18 protein-coding genes are annotated in these 22,056 nt (G+C 59.2%); 15 read left to right on the top strand and 3 right to left on the bottom strand.

The window, feature by feature from the left end; all coding sequences use genetic code 11:
• Positions 1-75: 75 nt before the first annotated feature.
• The 6 genes from JIN81_RS08515 to JIN81_RS08490 are packed head-to-tail and all read left to right on the top strand — an operon-like array spanning position 76 to position 7,391.
• Complete coding sequence (locus JIN81_RS08515) at positions 76-1,848, top strand: tetratricopeptide repeat protein (protein WP_200278507.1); 1,773 nt, start codon at positions 76-78, stop codon at positions 1,846-1,848.
• Positions 1,845-3,299, top strand: a complete 1,455-nt coding sequence (locus JIN81_RS08510) for a UbiA family prenyltransferase (RefSeq protein ID WP_200278506.1) — start codon at positions 1,845-1,847, stop codon at positions 3,297-3,299. Before JIN81_RS08515 ends, JIN81_RS08510 begins: the two co-directional genes overlap by 4 nt.
• A complete protein-coding gene (locus tag JIN81_RS08505) occupies positions 3,296-4,591 on the top strand; it encodes an FAD-binding oxidoreductase (RefSeq protein ID WP_200278505.1) in 1,296 nt (431 codons plus the stop codon). Before JIN81_RS08510 ends, JIN81_RS08505 begins: the two co-directional genes overlap by 4 nt.
• Positions 4,588-4,989 (top strand): GtrA family protein, encoded by a 402-nt coding sequence (locus tag JIN81_RS08500; protein WP_200278504.1) that lies wholly within the window; start codon positions 4,588-4,590, stop codon positions 4,987-4,989. The genes JIN81_RS08505 and JIN81_RS08500 overlap by 4 nt, the downstream gene beginning before the upstream one ends.
• Positions 4,986-5,726, top strand: a complete 741-nt coding sequence (locus JIN81_RS08495) for an SDR family NAD(P)-dependent oxidoreductase (protein ID WP_200278503.1) — start codon at positions 4,986-4,988, stop codon at positions 5,724-5,726. The genes JIN81_RS08500 and JIN81_RS08495 overlap by 4 nt, the downstream gene beginning before the upstream one ends.
• A 51-nt stretch (positions 5,727-5,777) precedes the next feature.
• On the top strand, positions 5,778-7,391 hold the full coding sequence (locus tag JIN81_RS08490) for a hypothetical protein (protein ID WP_200278502.1): 1,614 nt from the start codon (positions 5,778-5,780) through the stop codon (positions 7,389-7,391).
• Between the two features lie 41 nt (positions 7,392-7,432).
• Here the strand turns inward: JIN81_RS08490 and JIN81_RS08485 are convergent, their stop codons facing one another.
• The 3 genes from JIN81_RS08485 to purM are packed head-to-tail and all read right to left on the bottom strand — an operon-like array spanning position 7,433 to position 12,373.
• Complete coding sequence (locus JIN81_RS08485; protein WP_200278501.1) at positions 7,433-9,439, bottom strand: sulfatase-like hydrolase/transferase; 2,007 nt, start codon at positions 9,437-9,439, stop codon at positions 7,433-7,435.
• Between the two features lie 5 nt (positions 9,440-9,444).
• On the bottom strand, positions 9,445-11,370 hold the full coding sequence (locus tag JIN81_RS08480) for an amidophosphoribosyltransferase (RefSeq protein ID WP_200278500.1): 1,926 nt from the start codon (positions 11,368-11,370) through the stop codon (positions 9,445-9,447).
• A 7-nt stretch (positions 11,371-11,377) separates the two neighbouring features.
• Positions 11,378-12,373, bottom strand: a complete 996-nt coding sequence (gene purM, locus JIN81_RS08475) for a phosphoribosylformylglycinamidine cyclo-ligase (RefSeq protein ID WP_200278499.1) — start codon at positions 12,371-12,373, stop codon at positions 11,378-11,380.
• 333 nt (positions 12,374-12,706) lie between these two features.
• Between purM and JIN81_RS08470 the strand changes: the two genes are divergently transcribed.
• From JIN81_RS08470 to JIN81_RS08430, 9 genes are all read left to right on the top strand, one after another.
• Entirely contained in the window at positions 12,707-13,357 is a 651-nt protein-coding gene (locus tag JIN81_RS08470; protein ID WP_200278498.1) for an ATP-binding cassette domain-containing protein, read from the top strand.
• Between the two features lie 15 nt (positions 13,358-13,372).
• Entirely contained in the window at positions 13,373-14,140 is a 768-nt protein-coding gene (locus JIN81_RS08465; protein ID WP_200278497.1) for a hypothetical protein, read from the top strand.
• A 34-nt stretch (positions 14,141-14,174) separates the two neighbouring features.
• Positions 14,175-15,206, top strand: a complete 1,032-nt coding sequence (locus JIN81_RS08460; RefSeq protein WP_200278496.1) for a hypothetical protein — start codon at positions 14,175-14,177, stop codon at positions 15,204-15,206.
• Between the two features lie 95 nt (positions 15,207-15,301).
• Positions 15,302-16,501 carry a type IV pilus twitching motility protein PilT gene (locus JIN81_RS08455; RefSeq protein WP_200278495.1) on the top strand — a complete coding sequence of 400 codons (1,200 nt, stop codon included), beginning with the start codon at positions 15,302-15,304 and terminating at the stop codon, positions 16,499-16,501.
• A gap of 63 nt (positions 16,502-16,564) precedes the next feature.
• Positions 16,565-16,972 (top strand): hypothetical protein, encoded by a 408-nt coding sequence (locus JIN81_RS08450; RefSeq protein WP_200278494.1) that lies wholly within the window; start codon positions 16,565-16,567, stop codon positions 16,970-16,972.
• A 135-nt stretch (positions 16,973-17,107) separates the two neighbouring features.
• Positions 17,108-18,895: a hypothetical protein gene (locus tag JIN81_RS08445; protein ID WP_200278493.1), complete on the top strand. Its 1,788-nt coding sequence runs from the start codon at positions 17,108-17,110 to the stop codon at positions 18,893-18,895.
• 4 nt (positions 18,896-18,899) lie between these two features.
• Positions 18,900-19,433 carry a hypothetical protein gene (locus JIN81_RS08440; protein WP_200278492.1) on the top strand — a complete coding sequence of 178 codons (534 nt, stop codon included), beginning with the start codon at positions 18,900-18,902 and terminating at the stop codon, positions 19,431-19,433.
• Positions 19,430-20,152, top strand: coding sequence for a hypothetical protein (locus JIN81_RS08435; protein WP_200278491.1), 723 nt, complete (start codon positions 19,430-19,432; stop codon positions 20,150-20,152). The genes JIN81_RS08440 and JIN81_RS08435 overlap by 4 nt, the downstream gene beginning before the upstream one ends.
• A gap of 20 nt (positions 20,153-20,172) precedes the next feature.
• Positions 20,173-22,056, top strand: a complete 1,884-nt coding sequence (locus tag JIN81_RS08430; RefSeq protein WP_200278490.1) for a type II secretion system protein GspD — start codon at positions 20,173-20,175, stop codon at positions 22,054-22,056.

Here is a 22,056-nt window from a genome sequence, read left to right as displayed (position 1 = left end):
CCGCATTGAGCCCGAATTCCAAGGATCTTTAGCATTTCCAAAATATCAGGTTCCTGTATGGAAGTTGGCAGCTCCATGGCAGAATCCGACTCTCCAACGACTGAAGTGCCCGCGGCTACCCGCTGGATCGCGATTGTCGGCCTCGTTGCCCTTTGCGCACTGCTGGTGGCGCTGTTTGCCCCGCTGTTTCATGCCCCCTTGTTTTCGGACGACACCTTTTCGGTCAATCAGGTCACCAAGATGGAACATTGGACCGAGGCCCTCCAACCTGACGCCTTCTCCTACTTTCGCCCGGTGAAGAACCTGTTCTTCTTCATCATGGTCAAGTCGGACGCCATGCACCCGGCCTACCACATGGCCACCGTCGCAGCCTACCTTCTCGCCACGGTCGGCGTATTCGTCCTTTGCCAAAGGCTTCTCGGTCATCCGCTGTGGGGTCTTGCCGCCGCTGCCCTCTGGGCCCTATCCGCATCGAATGTGACCATCGGAGCATGGGCCAGCTGCCTGAACATCAGCGTCGCCGCAGCAGCCATGACGTTCGGATTGTGGGCATGGGACAAGTGGCGGGAAACCAACGGCAGCCCTTCCTTTGGAATCCTGAGTTTCGTTCTCTTCGCCCTCGCCCTCTGCTCGTATGAGACCGCCGTTTCCCTTGCTCCGCTGGTCGTCCTCCTCGATCTCTATCGGGGACGCGAACTCTTCAAAAAGGGGGCGATGATTCGCTACGCAGGAATTGCCGCCTTGGTCATCTGCTACCTTCTGATCCGGGGACTGCAAGGGGCCGATGCAACAAGGGCGGACAACCCGAGTTATGCCCTGGACATCGAAACCTGGCAGGTTTCCGCCTCAGCCCCCTACTTTCTCTGGACCCATTTTCTCATGTGGTTGGCTCCATGGGGTCGGCTCGAATGCTTGGGCAGCTACCTCTGGGACCTGTCCATCCCCGCCATCATCCTTCCCTTCTGCTGGCTCCTGCTGATCGGCGCAGCCTGCCTGTGCATCCGATTCTGGAGAGCCGGTAACTTGGTCATATTCGGGCTCGCGTGGTTTTTCATCGCCAGCTTCCCGTCCAGCAACTTCATCCCCCTGAAAAACACACCCTACGCAGACTACTACATCCCCATCCCGGCCATCGGCCTAGCCCTCGTAGCTGTCGCCATCCTCCGAGGCCTGGTCAAGGTGACCCGTCCCAACAGTGGGCACGCCCAGGGATCCAGGCGTCTCGCGTGGGCCCTCATCTTCCTCATCGCCGGGAGCCGGGTCGTGAATCTCACCGCATTCCAAGGCTGGGTGCAGGCGTGGAGAAACCCGGTCATGATCCTCGTGCACACCGCGGCAGCCCGGCCCTATCAGTACCTTTCGAAGGCGATCCTGTCCGGAACCATGCTCGAGATCGGCAAGCGCGAACTGGCCGAAGACTACGCAGGACGCACCCTCCAGGACACCGAAGAACTCGCACTCCCCTTCACCACACTCGGCCAACTCCGCTACGACCAGGGCCAGTTCGATGAAGCAGCCGCACTCTTCCAGATCGCAGCAAACAAGCGACACCTGACCCAGGAAACAAGGCTCATCACCCACTTCTATCTGGGCCGGCTGATCGCGAGGGACCCGACGCAGGCGGATCGGGCATTCGCCGAGTTCATCGAAGTCCTGAAACACCACAATTCAAAGCTCCACTTCCAAACCATCCTCGAAGCCTCCGATCTGTTCGACCGCGCGAAGCGCCATCACGACCGGGTCAACACCTTGGTCCGGGGACTGGAGATCTATCCGAACAACACCCAACTCGAGGCTCAGCTGAAAGACGCGCGTGCCAAACTCTCGGAGGAAGTCGAAGCTCCATGAGTTCCGACAACCAGAATGGCAAGGCGACCGAAGTCCCGCTCTGCGTGGACCTCGACGGAACCTTCATCCGCTCGGATCTACTGATCGAGGGTGTGCTGCGACTCCTCCGCCACAAGCCCCTGAGCGCATGGCGACTTCCCCTTTGGCTCGCTCGCGGAAAAGCCACCCTGAAGGGAGAACTGGCCCGTGCCCTCGACCCTCCCGAACACGCCCCTCCGGTCAACACGGAGATTGAAGCCTGGCTCAAGGAGGAGAAGGCTGCAGGACGGCAGATCCTGCTCGTCACCGCTTCCCACGAAGAAGCGCTCGGCCCGGTTCGCGACCTCTTCCCCTTCGATGAAATCATCGCGTCGAACGACACCTTGAACCTCAAGGGCGAAAAAAAGGCCCTCTATCTGGTCGAACGATTTGGAGAAAACGGATTCGATTACGCAGGAGACTCCTCCAGCGATACCGCCATCTGGGACCACGCCCGTAAGGCCGTCCCCGTCTTCCATTCGAAGCAACGTCTCGCGTGGGCGGAGCGGACCTACGACGTCGATCGTACCTTCTGCACCAATTCCACCTCTTGGCCGGATTGGGTGAAGGCCCTGCGGATCCACCAGTGGGCGAAGAACCTCCTCATCGCCCTACCCTTTCTTGCAGGGCACCACTTCCACACCGGCTGGGAACTCGCCGGACTCTTCGCCGCCTTTCTCGCCATGAGTCTGTGTGCCTCGGGCACCTACCTGTGGAACGACCTGCTCGATCTGGAATACGACCGGGCCCACCCACGGAAGCGGAAACGCTTGGCGGCATCAGGCAAAACCAGCCTCCAGCGCATCATCCTCGCCTCCTGCACCCTCGTCGGCGCCGGCCTACTCGGAGGTTTCGCCCTCGACCCGACATTCGGCCTCCTGTTGCTGGCCTACATAGCCACCACCCTGTCGTATTCGCTGTATTTCAAGCGCGTCGCCATTGCCGACATCTTCATGCTTGCCTTGCTCTACCTCTCCCGGGTGGTCGGAGGCATCATCATTTCGGAGGCGGTCGTGTCGTTCTGGCTCTTCGCCTTCACCTTTCTCCTCTTCCTCTCTCTTGCCGCCGCCAAGCGCTACACGGAACTCCGCATGACGGTCGACCGCGGCGACGAAGGAATTCAAGGCCGGGGCTACAGCCGCGAGGACTTTCCGACCGTGTCGGGCCTCGGACTCTCCGCAGGCGTCGCCTCCTGCATCGTTCTCGGACTGTATTCCAACAGCGAGCAGGTCACTTCCCTCTACGTCCGCCCTCAGTGGTTCTGGGGCATCTGCGTGATCGCCCTCTACTGGATCACTCGGATCTGGTTCCTGACCCACCGTGGACTCATGCACGACGACCCGGTCGTATTTGCGCTCAAGGACCGGGGCACATGGATCCTCGGACTTCTTGGACTCTCCTTCGTTCTCTTCGCCCTTCCCAAGCCCGCATGAACACGACCCGCCAGATGCACTCCTGGGGTCGGATCCGACCCGTCACCGCAGACGTCGCCTCCCCCGCTTGGCCGGACCAGATCTCCCTGCATGAAACCAACAACCTCGCCTTCGGGCTGGGTCGCTCCTACGGGGACTCATGCCTCCTTGATGGTGGGCACATGATCGAAACGCGCTTTCTCGATCGCATCCTGTCCTTCGACACCACGACCGGACTGCTCCGCGCCGAAGGCGGAATCTCGCTCGATGCCATCTTACGCTTTGCCGTGCCCAAAGGCTGGTTCCTGCCAACCACCCCGGGCACCCGACAGGTCACCCTGGGTGGCGCCATTGCGAACGACGTCCACGGCAAGAACCATCATCAGGCAGGATGCTTCGGCAATCACGTCCCTTGTTTCGAACTCCTTCGCTCGGACGGCAGCCGCCACACCTGCCCGGAAGGCTCGGAACTCCACGCCGCAACCATCGGCGGACTCGGACTGACCGGATTGATCACCTGGGCCGAACTCCAGCTGGTCCCGATCCACTCAGCCTTGCTCGACGTCGAACTGGTCCGATTCAATGGGTTGGATGAGTTTCTGGAACTCTCGAAGGACTCCGCAGAGTCCTGGGAACACACGGTGGCGTGGATCGACTGCCTCGCCTCAGGCCGCTCGCTCGGCCGTGGGATCTACATACGCGGCAACTGGTCGAAGTTCGGTGATCTTGAACCGCACAAGACCGGCGGAGCATCCATCCCCTTGGACTTTCCGGACTTCGCGCTCAATCGATTCTCCATCCACGCATTCAACACCGCCTACTACCACCGCTTCCTCGGCAAAACCAACGAACTGCGACAACACTATTCGCCTTTCTTCCACCCGCTCGACTCGGTCCAGGGCTGGAGCCGGATCTACGGCAAACGGGGGTTCTATCAGTATCAATGCGTCACCCCCTTCGAAGCCGGCCCGGAACCGATGAACGAGATGCTCCAGCGCATCGCAAAGTCCGGGCAAGGCTCCTTTCTGGCAGTGCTGAAGACATTCGGCGACGTTCCTTCGCCCGGGATGTTGTCCTTCCCCTCCCCCGGCATCACGCTGGCACTCGACTTCGCCAATCAGGGCGCAAGCACGCTCAAACTCTTCGATGAACTCGATGCCGTCGTGCGCCAAGCCCAAGGCCGCTTCTACCCCGCCAAGGACGCCCGCATGAGCCGGGCGGATTTCGAGCGTTCATTTCCGCGCCTCGACGCATTCCGCCCGCATGTCGACCCGGGCTTCACCTCGGACTTCTGGAACCGGATGAACTCATGAAGATTGCGGTCATCTACAGTCTGTTCGCCGCCATCGCGATCGCCGCAAACCTGGCAACCCAGGCCGTGGTTGGTTGGATTGACCCGACCCCCTTCCGGTTCTGGACGGCCTTGATGGCCGGCACCGGGGCGGGACTGGTCGTCAAATATCTACTAGACAAGCAGTATGTGTTCGAGGCCCATCATTTGAAGGATGCATCCGACATCGGGAAGAGCTTCCTCCGCTACGCCGCCACAGGGCTGCTGACGACGGGAGTCTTCTGGGGACTCCAGATCGCCTTCCATCACGGCTTCCCGAACTGGACGACCGCGAAATACGTCGGCGGAGGCGTCGGCCTGATCATCGGCTACGTCTGGAAATACCGACTCGACCGCCAATTCACATTCTCCACCCCATGAGCACCGAACGTTATCATGCCGCCGTTTTCGGCGCCACTTCCGCAATCGCCATCGAAACGATGCGGGCACTGGCCGCCGAGCGCCCCGCCCATTTCCTACTGATGGGGAGGAATCACGATCGACTGGAGACCATCGCCAACGACCTGCGCCAACGTGGCGCGGAATGTGACGTCGCCACGGTCGATCTGCTGAACCCTGACGAGGATTGGAAGCAACGGTTGGACGGCACCCGATGGGATCTTTTCTACATCGCCCACGGATCGCTGCCGGATCAGGCCGAGACCCTGGCGGATCGCCATGCGATCGGCCGCGAGATCGACATCAACTTCATCAGCCCCGCCCGGATCATGTCGGTGTGCGCCTCGATCCTCGAGGATCAGCAGCAGGGCACGCTGGCCGTCATCGGCTCGGTTGCCGGAGACCGGGGTCGTCAATCAAACTATCTCTACGGATCCACCAAGGCAGCGCTCGCCACATTCACGGGGGGCATGCGCCATCAGTTTGCGGGAACCCCCACGGTCAAGGTCGTCCTGCTCAAGCCGGGCATGACCGACACCCCGATGGCTGCGGACCTACCGAAGGGGCCTCTGTTTTCCTCTGCCGAAAAGGTCGGCCATCTGGCATGGCGCGCGATTCGGAAGGGCAAGGCCGTCGCCTATCTCCCATCATGGTGGTGGGTCATCATGAACATCATCCGACATCTCCCTCGCCTGATCTTCCACAAAACATCCCTTTGATCGCCCCCCGGCCACGCAAGGAGCCCGGCATTCCCCATTCAAGAACCCGTCATGACCCAGACCAAACAAGACACACCCCCACTCGATCACCTTATCGTGCAGGGGCTGTGGTTTTTCGGAATCATCGGTGTCTACCTGATGATCCTCAGCATGAATCAGGGCACGTTCATCTACACCCTGGATGACCCCTACATTCACCTGGCGCTCGCTGAGCAGATCAGCCAGGGACACTACGGCGTCAATGCAGGCGAGCCCAGTTCGCCATCCTCAAGTGCGATCTGGCCACTTCTTCTGGCTCCGTTCGCCCGGCATGCCAGCGGCGAACTCGCCCCTCTCCTTCTCAATGCGCTTTGCGGTGCCATCACCGGGTTCGTTCTCGTCAGACGGTTCCGGCGACTGTCTCCGACACCGACCGACCACTCCCCGAAAGGCCATATTTTCCGTGCCCTTCTGGCCGTTGCGGTTCTGATTTCTGGCAATGCCCTCGGCCTGGTCTTCACCGGCATGGAACATACCCTTCAACTTCTCTGCGCCGTGGTGGTCGTGGACGCCATGCTCAACGTGGCCAGCGGAACCAACCGGGAACGCCCGCTGGAGTGGTGGCACTGGGCCGCCCTCATCGCCGGCCCACTGGTTCGCTATGAAAACCTTGCGCTCACGGTCGCTGGCTGTGGCTTCCTGCTGCTATCCCGCCACTGGAAACCCGCGTTCATCGCTGGGCTATGTGCGCTGACCGCCATCGCGGGCTACACCGTCTTCCTCCTCACCCTCGGATTGGAACCATTGCCGAACTCCGTTCAGGCCAAACTCGCCATGACCGGGCCAACCGGAAGTGACTCGCTGCTGGGTGGCATGTGGGCCCACCTCGCCTCGGCGCTGCAACTTGCCCGCGGGCAGGCTGTGGCATCGATGATTCTCGTCGCGCTAGGCTTTGCCTGCTGCCGACGACCCTTTGATGGACTGGCGAAGGTTGCAGCCGGGGTCGCCGCGGCCGGGCTGATGCACCTGCTGGTTGGCAAGTTCGGTTGGTTCAACCGCTATGAGGCATACGTGAGCGGCGCAGTCGCCTTCGGCGTTCTCGCACTTGCGCTGGCGGCGGCCACGACCAGCAAGCGCTCACTCCCGCTCTCAACCGGAATCTTCGCCCTCGTCGCCTCAGGTGTCCTCGCATTTCCTTACTTGGTCGGCCTACTCCAGGTCCCCACCGCAGCCAACAACATCTACGAGCAGCAGTATCAGATGCACCGCTTCCTCGCCGAACGGTGGCAGCGCCCCGTCGCAGTCAACGACCTCGGCCTGGTCGCCTACCGCAACGATCAGTACGTCCTCGACCTCTGGGGGCTGGCATCTCACGAAGCACTCGTTGCCCAGACCACTGGCACCGACCCGAACTGGATGCAGCGCCTGACCGAACAGCACGGCACCCAACTCGCCATCATCTATCAGGAGGCCTTCCCCGCGAAACCTGCCCACTGGGTCAAGGTGGCCGAGATGCGACTTTCGAAGCCTCGCATCACGCCGGCTCAAAGCAGGGTCAGCTTCTACGCGACTCATCCGAACCAAGCCGATGCGATCGAATCCCTACTGGCTGATTTCAAGACCACCCTCCCCGCCGGCGTCATCTTCACCACGAGAGCCGAACACCAAGCCAACCCAGAACAGTGAATGCCTGACACCCCACCCGGATACGACGAAGCGGGAGCGCACTACTGCTTCGGAGGGTAATGACTCGACCGCTTGCGTGACGAGAGGCCAAGGTAATAGCTCTTCTGCCTCCCTTCATACCGATCGAGTTTGAATTTCATCTCGTTCACGACATCAGGAAACTGCTGCGCCAGATTCTCCGCTTCGTCATTCTGCAGGCCGACACGCGTCAAGATCGGCCGTTGCTGCTTTGGAACGACAAGTTTCCATCCATTGGAAACCAATCCAGACATCGGCCGGACTCCATGCGACAGCAGGAACACAGGACCTTCACGCGGAGCCTCAAGCACTTGCTGCCCTTGGAAATTGGGATGATTGGGCAAGCCCAGGCCTTCGAGCACCGAAGGAGCGAGATCAACGCCTGAGACGATGTCGTCCCTCACCCGTCGACCTTTCGCACCAGGCAGCTTGAACATCGTCGCAACCCTGATCTGATCATCGTAGAGCGTGGTCCCATGCGTGGGGTATCCAGCTCCGTAGAAGGCTTCTCCATGATCTGAGGAAATCGCGATCAGGCTTTCATCGTAGATCCCCGCCTCTTTCAGGGCATCGAGAAGCCGACCCACCTGCCGGTCCACATTGCGCAATGCGTTGTCGAAGCGATTCTCCACATGTTCGTTGAAGCGCTGGTCGTAGCGGAAGAAATTGAACTCGAAGCCATCCACCGAACATGGTTCGAACACTTGGTCCGCACCCTCTTGAGGGGCATAGGGAAAGTGCGTATTCTGCAGATTGACGTAGATGAAGTCGGGCGACACCCCATCACCGGAAGCCAGGAATTCAAGCACCTCATCCACCACAACCGAATCCTCCAACTTGGCCTCGACCAGTTCCACATCGGTCACACTCTTCGAATGGAAGAAACGATCAAACCCGGAGTTGGCAAAAATGAAGTTCTTCATGCCCTGCCAGTCCTCATTCTGCGCGGAGAAGAATCCGGTCCGGTAGCCGTAGCCTCCAAGCACATCACTCAACAAGGTCGTCGGATAGTCGATCGCCTCAAACGAATCCAGCGCCTCACTACGCATGGGATACTGGGACGAATGGATACTTGTCTGCGCGTAGTTCGAGTGGTTCGCCGTCGCATAGGTTCTCGGGAACACGACGCAATCTTCAGAGAAGACATCGATCTGAGGCGTCACATCCTTCCCGCCCGAACCCAAAAATCCGAAACGATCCCATGGGACGGATTCAAGGATGATGACAAAGACCGGTGGACGATCGCGAAGCGGATGCGCTTCGACAAACGCGTTCAACGGTTTGGCTTCAACAAGATCCAGCGTGGTCGCTTCTTGAAAAGACAGCCCACCGCGCCCCAGAGCATTCCGAGCAACCGACCAACCGAGACTTGTCGTGGGTAGATACTGGTATCCCGCTTGGTTTCCCCTCTCCTCCTCGGCATAGGCGAACGTCACTGCCAACGACACAGGAAGAACCAGCAAGGCCACAGGAAGCAGGACCACTCCTATCAGCGAAAGCCTTTTCACTTTCGCGGTGCCCATGCACCAGAGCGCCAACCCCGTGGAGATGGCTCCGAGAAGAAGGATATCGACGCCATACCCCTTGACCATATCCGGGAGAACTTGTCTCAGGTTCGATAGGACGACCCCAAGGATATCCGGAGAAAGAAACACGCCCACGTCCGCCCGTAGGCGGTGGGAACCAGCATAGACCAAAAGAAAGGCTAAGATGACCAGCGCCCCCCAGCACAACTGGAACGCGCGCATCATCCTGATATTCATGCACCCCACGAGCACGAGTCCCATCCAGTGCACTGACGCAGCGCCAACCACGATGGGGATCTGCATGATCCACGCAGCCAGTAGGTTGACGAGATCGTCAACGACCGCGTGAGCCACCCAGGAGACGGCGAAACAGGAACAAGCAGCGACGAGCACACTGATGATCAGCCACTTCGACAGAACCGCAGTGAATGGCGGAGCACTTGGATGATTCCGCCCGGCGTCTTCTCGAGCAGGCTGATCGTCCCTCCCGAGAACCCCGCTCATCGCTCCTACAGGGGAAGATCGTAACTCCGACCACCGACACCGTCATACCAACGGATGTAGGCGGCATTCACCGTCGCATACCCTCCCGGGGTCGGGTAGTCCCCGGTGAAATACCAGTCACCGCACGGCCCGTTGATCGACTCATGCAGATTTTCAATCGTCTGGAAAATCACCTGGACCTCTCCCTTCCATTCGTTCTCCTCGGGAGTGACCATCCGGCTGATCTCGTCTGAGATCTCCTCAGGGGCGAAGGATGCGTAAACGCCTTTCACGCAGTTCTCCATCTCCCCGGCCGGCTTGCGGATCTCCCTACGACAAGCCTCGTAAACATCATCAAGCACCGACTGACGACCGGAGCGTTGCAGGAGGGCCACTGCCGCCTGGAAGGCGATGAACTTGCCCATCTCGGACATGTCGATGCCATAGCAGTCCGGATATCGGATCTGTGGAGCCGTCGAACAAACCACAATCTTGCTCGGTGAGGTTCGCGAAAGAATCTTGAGGATCGACTTCTTGAGCGTCGTTCCTCGGACAATGGAGTCGTCAAGCGCCACGAGGGCATCGCCTTCCTCGACCATGCCGTAGGTGATGTCATAGACGTGGGAGACCAATTGATCACGGCCCTTCTCCTGGGCAATGAAGGTCCGCATCTTGATGTCCTTGTGCGCGATCTTCTCGCCACGCGGCCAGTTCCGCAGGATCAAATCATCGACTTTGTCTTCGTCCAGATCCCCGCTTTCGAGTGCTTCGAGCAACTTGGCTCGCACGTTCTTGCGCCGATGCATCCGCAGACCGTCCATAAGACCATACCAGGCCGTTTCGGCAGTGTTTGGAATGAACGAAAACACGGCCTTCTCGGTCTGGCCGCCGATCGCATCCACCACCTGGGGAACCAGCGCCGCCCCCATCGCCTTGCGCTCGCGATAGATGTCCGGGTCGTTGCCACGGGAAAAGTAGATCCGCTCGAAGGAACACGGCTTGTACTCACCGGCTTCGGCGAACTGCCCGTCGTGCATCGATCCGTCGGATTTCACCGTGACCATGCCACCCGGCTCAAGCGCGACCACCTGATCCGCCTCGGCCTCGAAAACCGTCATCAGCGGCACCCGCTCCGACGCGAAGGCAATGACCTCATCGGTCACGAGCATGTGGCACGGGCGGATCCCGTGAGGGTCACGCATCACGAACATGTCGCCATTTCCCACCACACCGCAGATCGAATACCCACCGTCCCACGACGCCGCCGCTTCCTTGACGATGTTTTCGATATCCAAGCGCTCGGAAATCAGATCGGGGATCGTCGTTCCCGATGTCCCGGAATCGCGGAGCTGTCGATAAATGTCGGTGTGGGCCTCATCCAGATGGAATCCGATCTCCTCGAGGACGGTCTGAGTGTCCGTGCCGAAGACCGGGTGCTGTCCGCGTTCAATCAGAACCCGGTTCAACTCACCCGTGTTGGTCATGTTGAAATTCCCCATCACCATCAGCGTCCGGGTCGGCCAGTTGCTGCGGCGCAGATAAGGATGACAGGAACCATCATCGAACTCCCCCGACGTCCCGTAGCGCAGGTGACCGATCAGCACCTCTCCTCCAAAATCGAAATTCTCTTTGACGCTGCCCGGCTTGGCCGGATCGAGGCGCCCCTTTCGCGCCATCTTATGGAACCCCTTGATCTCCTTCCTGAAGATCGATGACAGAGCGTCCCGCTCACTGCTTCGGCGCCGGAAAACATAGGGATCTCCAAGCGGCATCCCCAGCTTGTTGCAGCCGATGCCGATCCCGTCCTGGCCACGGTTGTGTTGCTTCTCCATAAGGAGGAACAACTTGTTGAAACCCCACAGCGCGGTGCCGTAGCGGTCATGATAATACTCCAGAGGCTTGCGCAATCGAACCGCCGCGATCCCGCATTCATGCTTGAGGTCGTCACTCATGAGTCAATCACTCGCCGCTGACCTTCACCCGAACCCCTTCGGTTTCAACCATTTCGCCGATGACCACGCCGCCAGGCCCGGCCTGCAGGGCCGCATCGACGTCTTCTGGAGCCACAATCGCGACCCAGCCAATACCCATGTTGAACGTGTGGAAGCGATCCTCGGCATCGACATGCTTCAACAGTTTTTCGATGCCCGGCAGTTCCCAGCGAGGGATCTCAAGGTCCGCGCCGCAACCGCGGAACAATCGCTCGAGGTTTTCCGGCAGCCCTCCGCCGGTGATGTGGGACATGGCCTTGGGCTTCACCCCGGCCTGCTTCAAACCATTCACGGCGTCATGATAGAGACGCGTCGGACGCAGCAAGGCATCCAGTTCTGACTCCTCGAGCTCACCCGGGAACTCCTTGAGCACCCGGCGAACCAGACTGAATCCGTTGGCGTGGATACTGTCGGAAGCATACCCGACCAGCACGTCTCCAAGCGCAATCGTGGTGGGATCAATCAGGTCGGATTTCTCGGCGCAGCCGATGCAGAAGCCTGAAAGCTCAATCACATCCTCCGGGACGATCCCCGGCATCTCGGCCGTCTCCCCTCCAGCGAGGATGCAATTGCATGCCTCCAGATGATCGGCCATCCCCGAAATAAGGCGGGTGATTCGCTCCTCATCCAGAGCGGCGATCCCGATGTAATCCAGAAACAACAGAGGGTCGCCTCCGGTCGTGAGGATGTCGTTCACACTCATCGCCACGAGATCCTTGCCGGCCGTTTCCAGCAGATCCCGCTCGAGGAGTAGCTCCAATTTTGTGCCGACCCCGTCGCAACCGGTCACCATCACAGGCTCCCGGTAGTCACTCAGGTCGTAGGCCGCCGCGAACAACCCAAAGGCGCCCATCAACTTCCGTTGCTGCTGTGTTCTGGCCACATGGCCCCGAATGTCCCCAACAAGGGCGGCCGCTCGTCGCGTGTCCACCCCCGCCTGTTGATAGGTCAGTTTTCCACCCATGCGCTCGCTGCTGATGGCGGACTTGTAACAACCCGCACACCGCCGTCACGAAGAAAAGCCATTCTGGGCAAACTTACGCACCAGACGTCCCCCCATCTCACCAAAAAGCCTCAAAAGATCCGAATCCAAAGGAGCAACCTAACACTTTGATTCTCATGAATTTCAACAAATCCTAAAAACCTTGAGCGGGGAATGTTACACAAACCTAAAAATTTTATTGCCAAGGAATACCTGGAACCCTAGGTATGGAGCCGAACCAAGGAGTATTTATTTAATTTTTCTTGAATAATTGCCTCTGTTCAAAGAAAACCCAGCCAACCTATTTCCCCGTCGATGTCCACGACGACTCCCCAACTAGAACTCAGTGCAGATCTTTCCATCGGTTACACCCAACCGCTGGCTCGCACCGACTCCTCCATCCGACTCAGCCATGGGACCCACTTCCTGCTGGCCCGGAACGGTCGCGGGAAGACGACTCTGCTCCGCACGATTGCCCGCACTTTGAAAAGCCTCAGCGGCACAGTGAAGCACCGGGGCAAACTTCAATACATCCCGGAGAACCTGGCTTTTGACCGTGAATTGCCGCCTGTCGCCATTTTCAAGGCCATGCTCCACAAGAGCCGTCTGGCCGACGCCCTAGCACTGGCAGAGCGCATCGAACTCGATGTCAAGAAGCCCTACGGCAAGCTTTCAACAGGAAATCGCAGGAAGACGAATCTGATCGTTGCCGAGTTCTCCATCGATCCAGGCAGCGCGAATGTCCTCCTCCTTGATGAGCCCTTCAGCGGCTTGGATGCCTACGCCCGCGAACAATTTGAAGCACTCTGGAAGGAAAGCTCGGAACAAACCCTGCGCCTTGTGAGCTGCCACCCGGACTACGATTCCATGGGAATCCCAAGCGCCCTGATGATTCAGGACGAATCCATCGAACACGTCACCGATTCCTCACAGACCTGGAGTGAACTCAAAGGCCGATTGAACTAACCCTCCCAACCGACCATGCGACTCTTCAAGCTCACCCTGACCACCCTGTTCCGCCAGAAAACCTGGCTGATCAGCGCCTTCCTGGTGCTTGTCATGCCCTTCGTCCTGCCGATGATCTCCTCCGCATCGGAGAACCCGGGGGCCACCAAGCCCGCACTCGCTCAAGCAGCATGGAGCATGGCCTGGCTCAGCGCCATTCTCTGGGGATTCTTTGCCGCCGCCCGCGCGGGTGAGAACCTCTCCCGCTCCGGCCTCGGTGAATACTTTCAAACCACCGGCCTCTCAGCCACCCGGCAACTCGCTGAGATCTGGGCTGCCATTCTTGTCTACGTCGCCCCACTCGGCATCGCTGCAGCGCTGATCACCATCTTCGCCGCAAGCCCCGCCAAACCCGACGAACGCAGCATGTGGCTCGCCAACAACCTGCAATACGCCATCCTGTTTGTTGTGGTGATCGCGCCACTCATCGCCCTGGCAATCGCAGTGGCATCCCGCTTTGGAGGCATCACCGGCTTCCTCACCACCGCAGGCATCTGCGTCTACGGGCTATACGGCGTCGGCTACATGAAAATGCTACTCCACATCGAGCACAACAGCGTGCTGGCGTGGATCTGGAGCGCCTCACCCCACTACCACCTGGCCGACCCCACCGAGCGCCTCCGCTATAAGTTGGGAGCCATCGAGTGGAGCCAGTTCCCCACCCTTCTCGCCTACTTTGTCGGCATTTTCCTGCTCTACGCAGCCCTCTCCCGAGCCATTTTCCGGGTCAAGGCAGCCGCTTGAGTGAGATCTGAGTTTTCCCACCCGTCTACGAACCATGCTGTCCCGCACCACGATCACAACCCTCGCCCTGGCACTTGCCGGAGGTGGACTGTGGACGCTGTCCGGCACCAAGCTTTCCGAGACACGGGGCTTTGAATTCCAGCCCAACCCGCTGGGAATCAAACGCAGCCCCTACGGACAAGTCCTCGCGATGGCCATTCAAACGCCGATTGATGCCGACTGGCATGGCGGGCTTGAAATCCATGACCACGCGGAAGGCGGTTGTGGTGGATGCGGCGATCACGATCACGATCACCACAGCGCTCCGGAAACAGCCGAGCATGATCACCACGACCACTCGGATTGCGATCATGGCGACTGCGGCCATGATCACCACTCCCCCGAAGTGGCCGAGCACGATCATTCCGACCATGAGGACGGTAGCGGCGGTTGCGGACATGACCACGGCACCGACAAGCACGCCGACGCAGACAACAAGCAGGTCGCCCTTTTGGACCGCCTGCAAAGCGCCGTCTCACAGAGAACCAATCCGAACGCGCCGACCGAAGGACACAAGCTCTACCTCCGCAAAGAGATCGAGAAAAAGCTCCGCTTCGCCTACGAGTTGGATCCGTCGCACTACGCGAACTACAACTGCTACCACCTCTTCATCACCCAACGCCAACTCGGCACCCACGGCCTTCCTGACGAGCAGGTGTTTGAGATGGTCCAGAACTTGGCGGACTACACCATCCGCTACTGTCTGACCGAGAAGAACGACCCCCGTCCGGCCCTAACCGCATCTTCCGCCGCCTACAACGTGTTGGAGCGCATGCTGAACACCACCGACGGCGAATATTCGTTCGACACCATGCGCAAACAACTTGCGACCATGGACTTCTGCATCCAGCGCCACTTCGAATTACTGGATTCATTCATCAATGACGGATCCTTCGCCAACCTTTCGTCGATGCGTCAGGAGGAGATCCTGACCCGCTCGAAATTTGCCGTAAAGCTGCGAGATAGCGCCCAAGAGGCCATCAACCGCAGGGAAAGGGACCAAACCTCAACCGCGGACGCATCATGAGTGTATTCACGGCAGTTCCGGAGAATCCTCCACCACCACCCCTCCCGGGAACACCTCAAGGTGCCCCGAGTGCCCCGGTGCATTTCCGTCCAGGCATGTCCGGAAACGAACTGCTGGGCGTCATCTTCCGGGTCTGCAAGGAACTCCGCGTCTCCGACATTCAGATGCGTGCTGACCGCCCCGCCTACATCCACACCAACAAGGGTGTGGAGAAGCTGGAGCATCTCGGCATCCTGACCCCCGCCCATATGGATGAGATCCTCAAGGAGCTCATCTCCAACCGCGAAAGTGGCAGCCATGGATTTGGTGAGAAGGAGAGCATGGATACCCGCGTTCAGGACAAGATCGACTTCGCGATCAAGGACTTCGCCGAGCGCAAGGTCGCGGACTTCTCCTGTGACGGTATTCCCATGGGCGACAATGGTGAACGGTCCGGACGCCTCCGGATCCAAGCCCACTTGAGCTCCTCGGGCCTCGGCATTACCTGCCGTATCCTCAACGATTTCATTCCGGAACTCGAAAGCCTCGGCATCGATCCGGACACCACCACCGTGCTCCGGCAAGCCGTCCAGAAGCGCGCCGGCCTCTGTCTCGTCACAGGCCCCACCGGTTCCGGTAAATCCACTACCCTCGCTTCTTTGATCGATTGGCTTCGCCGCCATCACATGAAGCATATCGTCACGGTCGAGGACCCGATCGAGTACCAGTATCCCGACGACATGGAGGATCCCGAGTTCCCCGGACGTCGGACTGCCTCTCCGTCCATCGTCACCCAACAGGAAGTCGGACGGGACGTCCACTCCTATCGTCAGGGACTCAAGGACGTGCTCCGGAAGGCACCTCACGTCATTCTCCTCGGTGAGATTCGGGATCGTGAGGCCATGGAAACCTGCATGGAGGCCGCCCAGACAGGTCACCTCGTGCTCTCGACACTCCACACGACGGGTGCGGTCAAGACCATCGGCCGGATCCTGGAGCTCTATCCTCGGGAAAGCCACGCGGCCGTCCTCAGCCGCCTTTCGGAGATCCTGGTCTTCATTCACTCCCAGGGACTTCTCAACGGCATCAACCGCAGGGTCCTGACCTACGAATTCCTTCAAAACAACGATGACGCCGTTTCCAGCGCCATCGGCAACTACGACGGCGGTGCCCGCTCTCTCGAAGATGTCATCCGCCGCGCCGGAAACATCGAATGGGACACCAACCTGAAGCGACTGCATCGCCAAGGCCTGATCGACGAAACCACTCTCGAGAACGCGCGAATGAACCGTGAAGAGGATACAGACCTCATCTGATTCGTTCGCAAGATCTCCCGCTAGAAAAACACACATACAAACACACCCAACACACACCAACACATGAAACTGACTAATAACACCAAGCGCGCAAAGGGTATGACCCTCCTTGAATTGACTGTTGTCATTCTGGTCCTCCTTTCGCTCATCTCCATCCTCTTCATCGGCGCTCGTGCGTGGAAGAAGGGTTCCGACCGTGCAGGTTGCATCATGAACATCCGCAATGCTCAGCAAGCGGTTCGTTCGTACGCCAACATGTACAACATCCCGAACGGCACGAACACTCAGGTTCCTGCAGGCGAACTCGTCGGAGCTGGCAAGTTCCTCGAAACTGCTCCTGTCTGCCCAGCAGGCGGCAGCTACACCGATCTGACCGGTGCTATCACACCTCCAGCCGTTGGCACGCTTGCGATGACCTGCTCGCTCGCCACTTCTGAGAACCACGTGCCGGACGACCTCCAGGGTTGGTAATCCCAGTCTTCCGGATACACATCCTGTAGCCGGAACACACTCAAAGCCTCCCGCCACCCAGGCGGGAGGCTCATTCCCCCTTCCCAGACACCCGTCTCTCCCCCACCCCCATGCACCCTTCATCCCTGTCCCACCTTGGTCGCCTACCAACATCCATCAGAGCTCAATCCGCTCCAGCGCTACCGCCAGGCTTCTGCCATTCTGCGCGGCACGAGCCGTGCCTCGAATGACGGCTGGTATGACAATCCGCTGGACCACGAGTTCCAACTGCATCTGCACATCGACGGTACCCGCGTCGAGTCCATCACTTTCCACCGTCCCACCGACACCTGGGCCCCTGGCCCGCAGATCGATGAGGACCTGATTCTTGATCCATCAAGAGTCCCCGACTTCGCCGAAGAAGTCATCACCCTGGCAAAACAGGTCGATGCAAAGTCCGTCGGCATCATTCTCCATATCGCCGACGAATTCGCGACGACCGAGATCAAACCGGAGCTCGACAATCCGGGTGCTCTCAACGAGTTGCAGGAAGCGATCCAAACGGACCCGAAGTCCGTGTTGGACGACGGCTCCCTCTCGGCCGAGGACCATTCCTGGCGACTGATCCCCTATCCTGCGGCAGGGAGCGACACCATCGCTACGGCCGTCACGCTGTCAAAACACGCCGCGGACTTTGCTGATGCCTTGCGCAGCCATGGCGCCGCCAAAAACTTCCCGGTCGCGACCCTTTCGGTCAGCGCTCCCCTTCTCACTCTCATTGCCCTTCCTGAACTCAGACCAAACAGCAACGGCAAGTCGTTCCTCACGGTCCTGAACTATGCCCGGTTTACCGTCCTGGCGTTCTTCAATGAACACGGAGACCTCAGACTACTGCGCACCTTGCAGCATCGAGGTCAGCGCCGACCATCCAATCTCCGACATGCAGCGGCCACCACCGCGGCTGCCATGGAGATGTCGGCTCCTGACATCCTGATCTTCCCACTCGCAGGCGAACCCGACCCCCAGATGACCTCGGATCTCGAACAGGTTTTCGAGCACTCTGAAATCGTCGAGATCGATTGGACGAAGACCCCCTACCACAATGACAAGCTGGCAGGCTCGACTCCGGAAATGCGGATCGCCACCGAATACAAGAAAGAGATCGATTCGCCACTCGCCCAAGCCCATACTTTCGTCACCCTGCGCAACGATGGATGGGCGCTTCAGGACTTCCTGCCGATGGATTCAGTAAACGCTGAAACATTTCCGTCGCGCAGCGAGATGAAACTTCTACGTGCCAGCAAGTATGCAAGACATGGCCTCATCGTAGTGACCATTCTCGCCCTTTTCTGGGTCGGGCTCGGACTTCTGGGCATGGTCCGCCAACCGGAGTGGACCTTCAAATCGAATGAAGCCACCGTGCTCAACAATCGACTCGCTGCACTCGGCAAGGAGCGCCAACGGATTCTTCACTGGGACAACCTGCTTGAAGACCGGTCGAAAGGCTGGACTTCCATGGAAATGCTATCCCGCTTCTTCCCGGAACGCAGTGGATTCATCATCACCGGTTACAGCCACACCGCAACGCCAGAGAAAACCGCGGGACAAGCGAGGATCGGGTTCATCAAACAGTGGAGGTTCACCGGTCTCGCCCTTGAGGACAGCCTCGAGACTCTCGCGGATCTGAGGTCAAGGGACGGAATCTCCTCCGCATTCTCGGAAATCGCCCGCGTCACCGGAAATCAGGCGTTCCAACCTGACCTTCCCACCCGAAGCGTCTTCATCAACGTCAAGACCCAGGAGAACGGCGCTTACAAGCCACTGCCTCCTGAATCGATGGTGGTCACCGACCCCTCCCACTACCCCTATCAGTTCGAATTGACCATCACCCAGCGATTCGAGGCGGACGACCCGCTCGCACTGAACGTCACCGCAGCTCCCTGAATCGATGAACCTTTACCGACAAGCGATTGCCCTATTCGGGTTTGCCCTGCCGATCATCCTTTGTCTGGTGGTGATTGGTGGTGCCGTCATGACCAAATCCAAGATCCAGACCTCCTTCGAGGCGAAGCGGAGCCAGTTCAAGGGATTTAGGCAAAACAAGCTTCAGGCGCTGGCCCTCGAGGCCGAGATCAACAACAAACGTGAACACTTCGCACAGTGGGAATCCCTGCTTGCCAGGGAAACCGCCAGTTCGGTCACGTCCACCCTGCGCAAGATCGAGGACAGCCTTCCGTCCAAGGAATTCCAGCTCACCGAACAGGAAACCCCGACCGCACGCGGAGGATTCGCCGCCGCCTCGGCCCAGCAATCCGCCCAGGTCCGTCTCGGTTTCCGTGCAACCTACCGGTCCATGCAACGAGCCTTGCTCGAACTTGAGACCCGCATGCCACAACTCCAACTCCAGGAGCTGCGAATGGACCCGAGCAGCAGCTCCAACAGCCTGAACTTCAGGATCACCTACACTGCCTGGGAACAATGAAACTACACCTAACCACTCTCCTGCTCGCTGGACTTTCATTGTCGGTTTCCGCCCAATCGATCGGCAGCCTGACACCCGAACTCGAGGATTCCCCAACAACCGGAGGAGAGGCCACGCCTGCTCCAGAAGAAGTCGCAACCGCCGAGTTCGAGCAACCCGTAGTGGCGAAGACCAATCCTGAGTTGATCAACGAGCCGTCCCGTTATGCCGGGATCGACCTTGAAACCTACCTACAGACGATTTCGTCCACCTTCAGCATGCGGACCCGCGAGCGGGACCCCTTCGGACGACATCAGGATCCGAGCTACAAACCTCCGGTTCCCAAAGCTCCTACCCGCAAGATTCCGAAATACAAGCCGGCCCCGGTGACCCCGTTCGAAGATATCGTGGAAGCCATCCGCATCACCACCATCATCCCATCCCAAGGGGCGTTCCTGGTTGATGGCCGGTCCTTCCGCGTAGGCGACGAGATCAAACTGAATACCGGAAATGGGAAGATCATCTCCGTCCACGTGGTCGGGGTGAATTCCGACAGCGTCCGGTTCCGCCACGGAACGACCAACGAGACCGCCGAGCACTCGCTTCGACTGCTTCCCGGCGGCATGCAACGCGGAGGAGGCGGCAGCATCCGCCCGCGTGGAATCACTTCCCCAGACGACCAAGCTCCCATCGACATCTCCGGTTCAGGCGCCGGGACCTCCCTGTCTTCCAGCCGCTAACATAAAAAACCATACGGATCATGAAACATCTCTCAGCGACTATTGTTCTCTCACTAGGGCTCTCCGCCCCTATCTCTTTGGGTCAGGGTGAACTCGATGCTCCTCTCGACGCGACCCCGATCGCCAACGACGGAGTTCCGGCAGTGGATGACGGCCTGCCAAACCTCCCACCTCCTCCTCCAGCTCCGGATGCCGACCCGGCTCCAACCCCACCGGCAGGAATCCCGGATCTACCACCTCCGCCGCCACCTGCCGGTCTTCCCAACGAGACGATGACCGAGACGGCTCCCGGCGTCGACCCGGTGGCACCGCCATCCGAGGAAATCACCGCGACAGCAGCAGAACAACCTATCCTCGAGTCGGATGAAGGCTACCTGATCAAGGATGCGGCACTGAATGACATCTTTCAGTTTCTCGCCAAGCAGGCAGGACGGCAATACTTCCACAACACCAAGATCGCGACTCCTGAATTCCGCGTAACGGGTCACTTGAACGATGGAGACCCGCTCCAACAGATGGAGGAACTGGCATTCATGTATGGCCTCATGCTCTACACCAAAGGCAGCACGGTCTACGCACTGAGCCCCGCTCAAATGAGCCAGCTGCCAAGCTCGGAGTTTACCTATCAACTTCGCTATCTCCGCCCCACTGACATGGAGCAGATCAAGGACCTCATCAAACCGGTCCTCAGCCCGGGCACGGGCATCGTGAACTTCGAACCCAAGACCAACACCGTCATCATCATCGACACCGCCCACCGGATCGAACAGGCACGCGGACTCCTTCAGAAGATCGACCAACCCAAGGGTCAGATCATCGTCGAAACCAAGATCCTTCGGGTGAACAGCTCTGTTGCTGAACGCACGGGTATCGACTGGTCCGCATCGCTCGGCGAAACCGGCACAACCATTGAAATCGCCAAGAGCCTCAACTCGCTGTTCGGCATCGGCGACGAGTTCACCGATGTCCCCAATGCTGCCAGCGCCATCGGCTACTCCTTTGATCCCACTGCTAGTCTCGTACTGAGCCCGGTGCAGCTTCAGGGTGTCCTTCGCGCTCTCGCCGAAGGAAACACCACCACCCAGATCTCGAACCCGACCCTCATCACCGAGGACAACGAACAGGGCACCATTTCCATCATTGACCGCGTTCCCATCATCACCACCACCAACCAGGGAACCGGTGACGTCTCCAGTGTCAGTGAAGAAGTCCGCTACAAGATTGACGCCGAGGATCCAAGCATCAGTGAGAACCCCGACAAACACCGCGAGATCGGCATCTCGATGGTTGTCACTCCCACGCTGCTTCCGGACGGAACCGTCCGCATGAAACTTCGTCCACGGTCCGCGCAGATCGTGGAAGAAATCAAGAGTGCCCAGACCGGCAACGTCTACCCGCGTGTCACGGAATCGATGATCGAGTCGATGTCCCGCGTTCCGGACGGCTTCTCGCTCGTGATCGGAGGATTCTATGGTGAAGTCGAAAAGGACGGAGGCAACAAGGTGCCGATCCTCGGAGACGTCCCGCTGCTGAACTTCTTCTTCAAGAGCCAGGAAACGACCAAGGAACAGGCCAGCCTTGTTTTCATCGTGACCCCTACTTCTTACGACCCGACAAGCCGGAGTTCCACCGGGCGCCTTTCGAACAAGATTCAGAACAATCTGAATCTGACCCGCGACCACGATTGGGTCGACCCGACCAACCCGGGCCCTGCCCACAAGGCGAACTTCCGCCGGGGAATCCGTGGACTGAAACCCGAGGAAGCCCCCTACTACCCGACCGAGCAGGAGCTTCAGGGAACGACCACCACTCCGATGAGCACTTCGAAGAACAGCCCTGCTCCTGTCAGCACTTCCACCTACTCGGACGACAAGCCCCGCTTCAGCCGCGCTCGCCGCCGCTGA

It is taken from the genome of Haloferula rosea, from assembly GCF_016595525.1.
GTDB lineage: Bacteria > Verrucomicrobiota > Verrucomicrobiia > Verrucomicrobiales > Akkermansiaceae > Haloferula > Haloferula rosea.
The sequence above is the reverse complement of the archived record's forward strand: the minus strand, read 5'-3'. Positions and strand labels throughout refer to the sequence as shown.

What these genes read in the sequence shown, in the direction of transcription:
- JIN81_RS08505 (WP_200278505.1), top strand. Translation starts at nt 3,296, where the DNA reads ATGAACACGACCCGCCAGATGCACTCCTGGGGTCGGATCCGACCCGTC.
- JIN81_RS08455 (WP_200278495.1), top strand. Translation starts at nt 15,302, where the DNA reads ATGTCCGGAAACGAACTGCTGGGCGTCATCTTCCGGGTCTGCAAGGAA.
- JIN81_RS08440 (WP_200278492.1), top strand. Translation starts at nt 18,900, where the DNA reads ATGAACCTTTACCGACAAGCGATTGCCCTATTCGGGTTTGCCCTGCCG.
- JIN81_RS08480 (WP_200278500.1), bottom strand. Translation starts at nt 11,370, where the DNA reads ATGAGTGACGACCTCAAGCATGAATGCGGGATCGCGGCGGTTCGATTG.
- JIN81_RS08465 (WP_200278497.1), top strand. Translation starts at nt 13,373, where the DNA reads ATGCGACTCTTCAAGCTCACCCTGACCACCCTGTTCCGCCAGAAAACC.
- JIN81_RS08500 (WP_200278504.1), top strand. Translation starts at nt 4,588, where the DNA reads ATGAAGATTGCGGTCATCTACAGTCTGTTCGCCGCCATCGCGATCGCC.
- JIN81_RS08510 (WP_200278506.1), top strand. Translation starts at nt 1,845, where the DNA reads ATGAGTTCCGACAACCAGAATGGCAAGGCGACCGAAGTCCCGCTCTGC.
- JIN81_RS08460 (WP_200278496.1), top strand. Translation starts at nt 14,175, where the DNA reads ATGCTGTCCCGCACCACGATCACAACCCTCGCCCTGGCACTTGCCGGA.
- JIN81_RS08450 (WP_200278494.1), top strand. Translation starts at nt 16,565, where the DNA reads ATGAAACTGACTAATAACACCAAGCGCGCAAAGGGTATGACCCTCCTT.
- JIN81_RS08470 (WP_200278498.1), top strand. Translation starts at nt 12,707, where the DNA reads ATGTCCACGACGACTCCCCAACTAGAACTCAGTGCAGATCTTTCCATC.
- JIN81_RS08515 (WP_200278507.1), top strand. Translation starts at nt 76, where the DNA reads ATGGCAGAATCCGACTCTCCAACGACTGAAGTGCCCGCGGCTACCCGC.
- JIN81_RS08435 (WP_200278491.1), top strand. Translation starts at nt 19,430, where the DNA reads ATGAAACTACACCTAACCACTCTCCTGCTCGCTGGACTTTCATTGTCG.
- JIN81_RS08485 (WP_200278501.1), bottom strand. Translation starts at nt 9,439, where the DNA reads ATGAGCGGGGTTCTCGGGAGGGACGATCAGCCTGCTCGAGAAGACGCC.
- JIN81_RS08430 (WP_200278490.1), top strand. Translation starts at nt 20,173, where the DNA reads ATGAAACATCTCTCAGCGACTATTGTTCTCTCACTAGGGCTCTCCGCC.
- JIN81_RS08495 (WP_200278503.1), top strand. Translation starts at nt 4,986, where the DNA reads ATGAGCACCGAACGTTATCATGCCGCCGTTTTCGGCGCCACTTCCGCA.
- JIN81_RS08490 (WP_200278502.1), top strand. Translation starts at nt 5,778, where the DNA reads ATGACCCAGACCAAACAAGACACACCCCCACTCGATCACCTTATCGTG.
- purM (WP_200278499.1), bottom strand. Translation starts at nt 12,373, where the DNA reads ATGGGTGGAAAACTGACCTATCAACAGGCGGGGGTGGACACGCGACGA.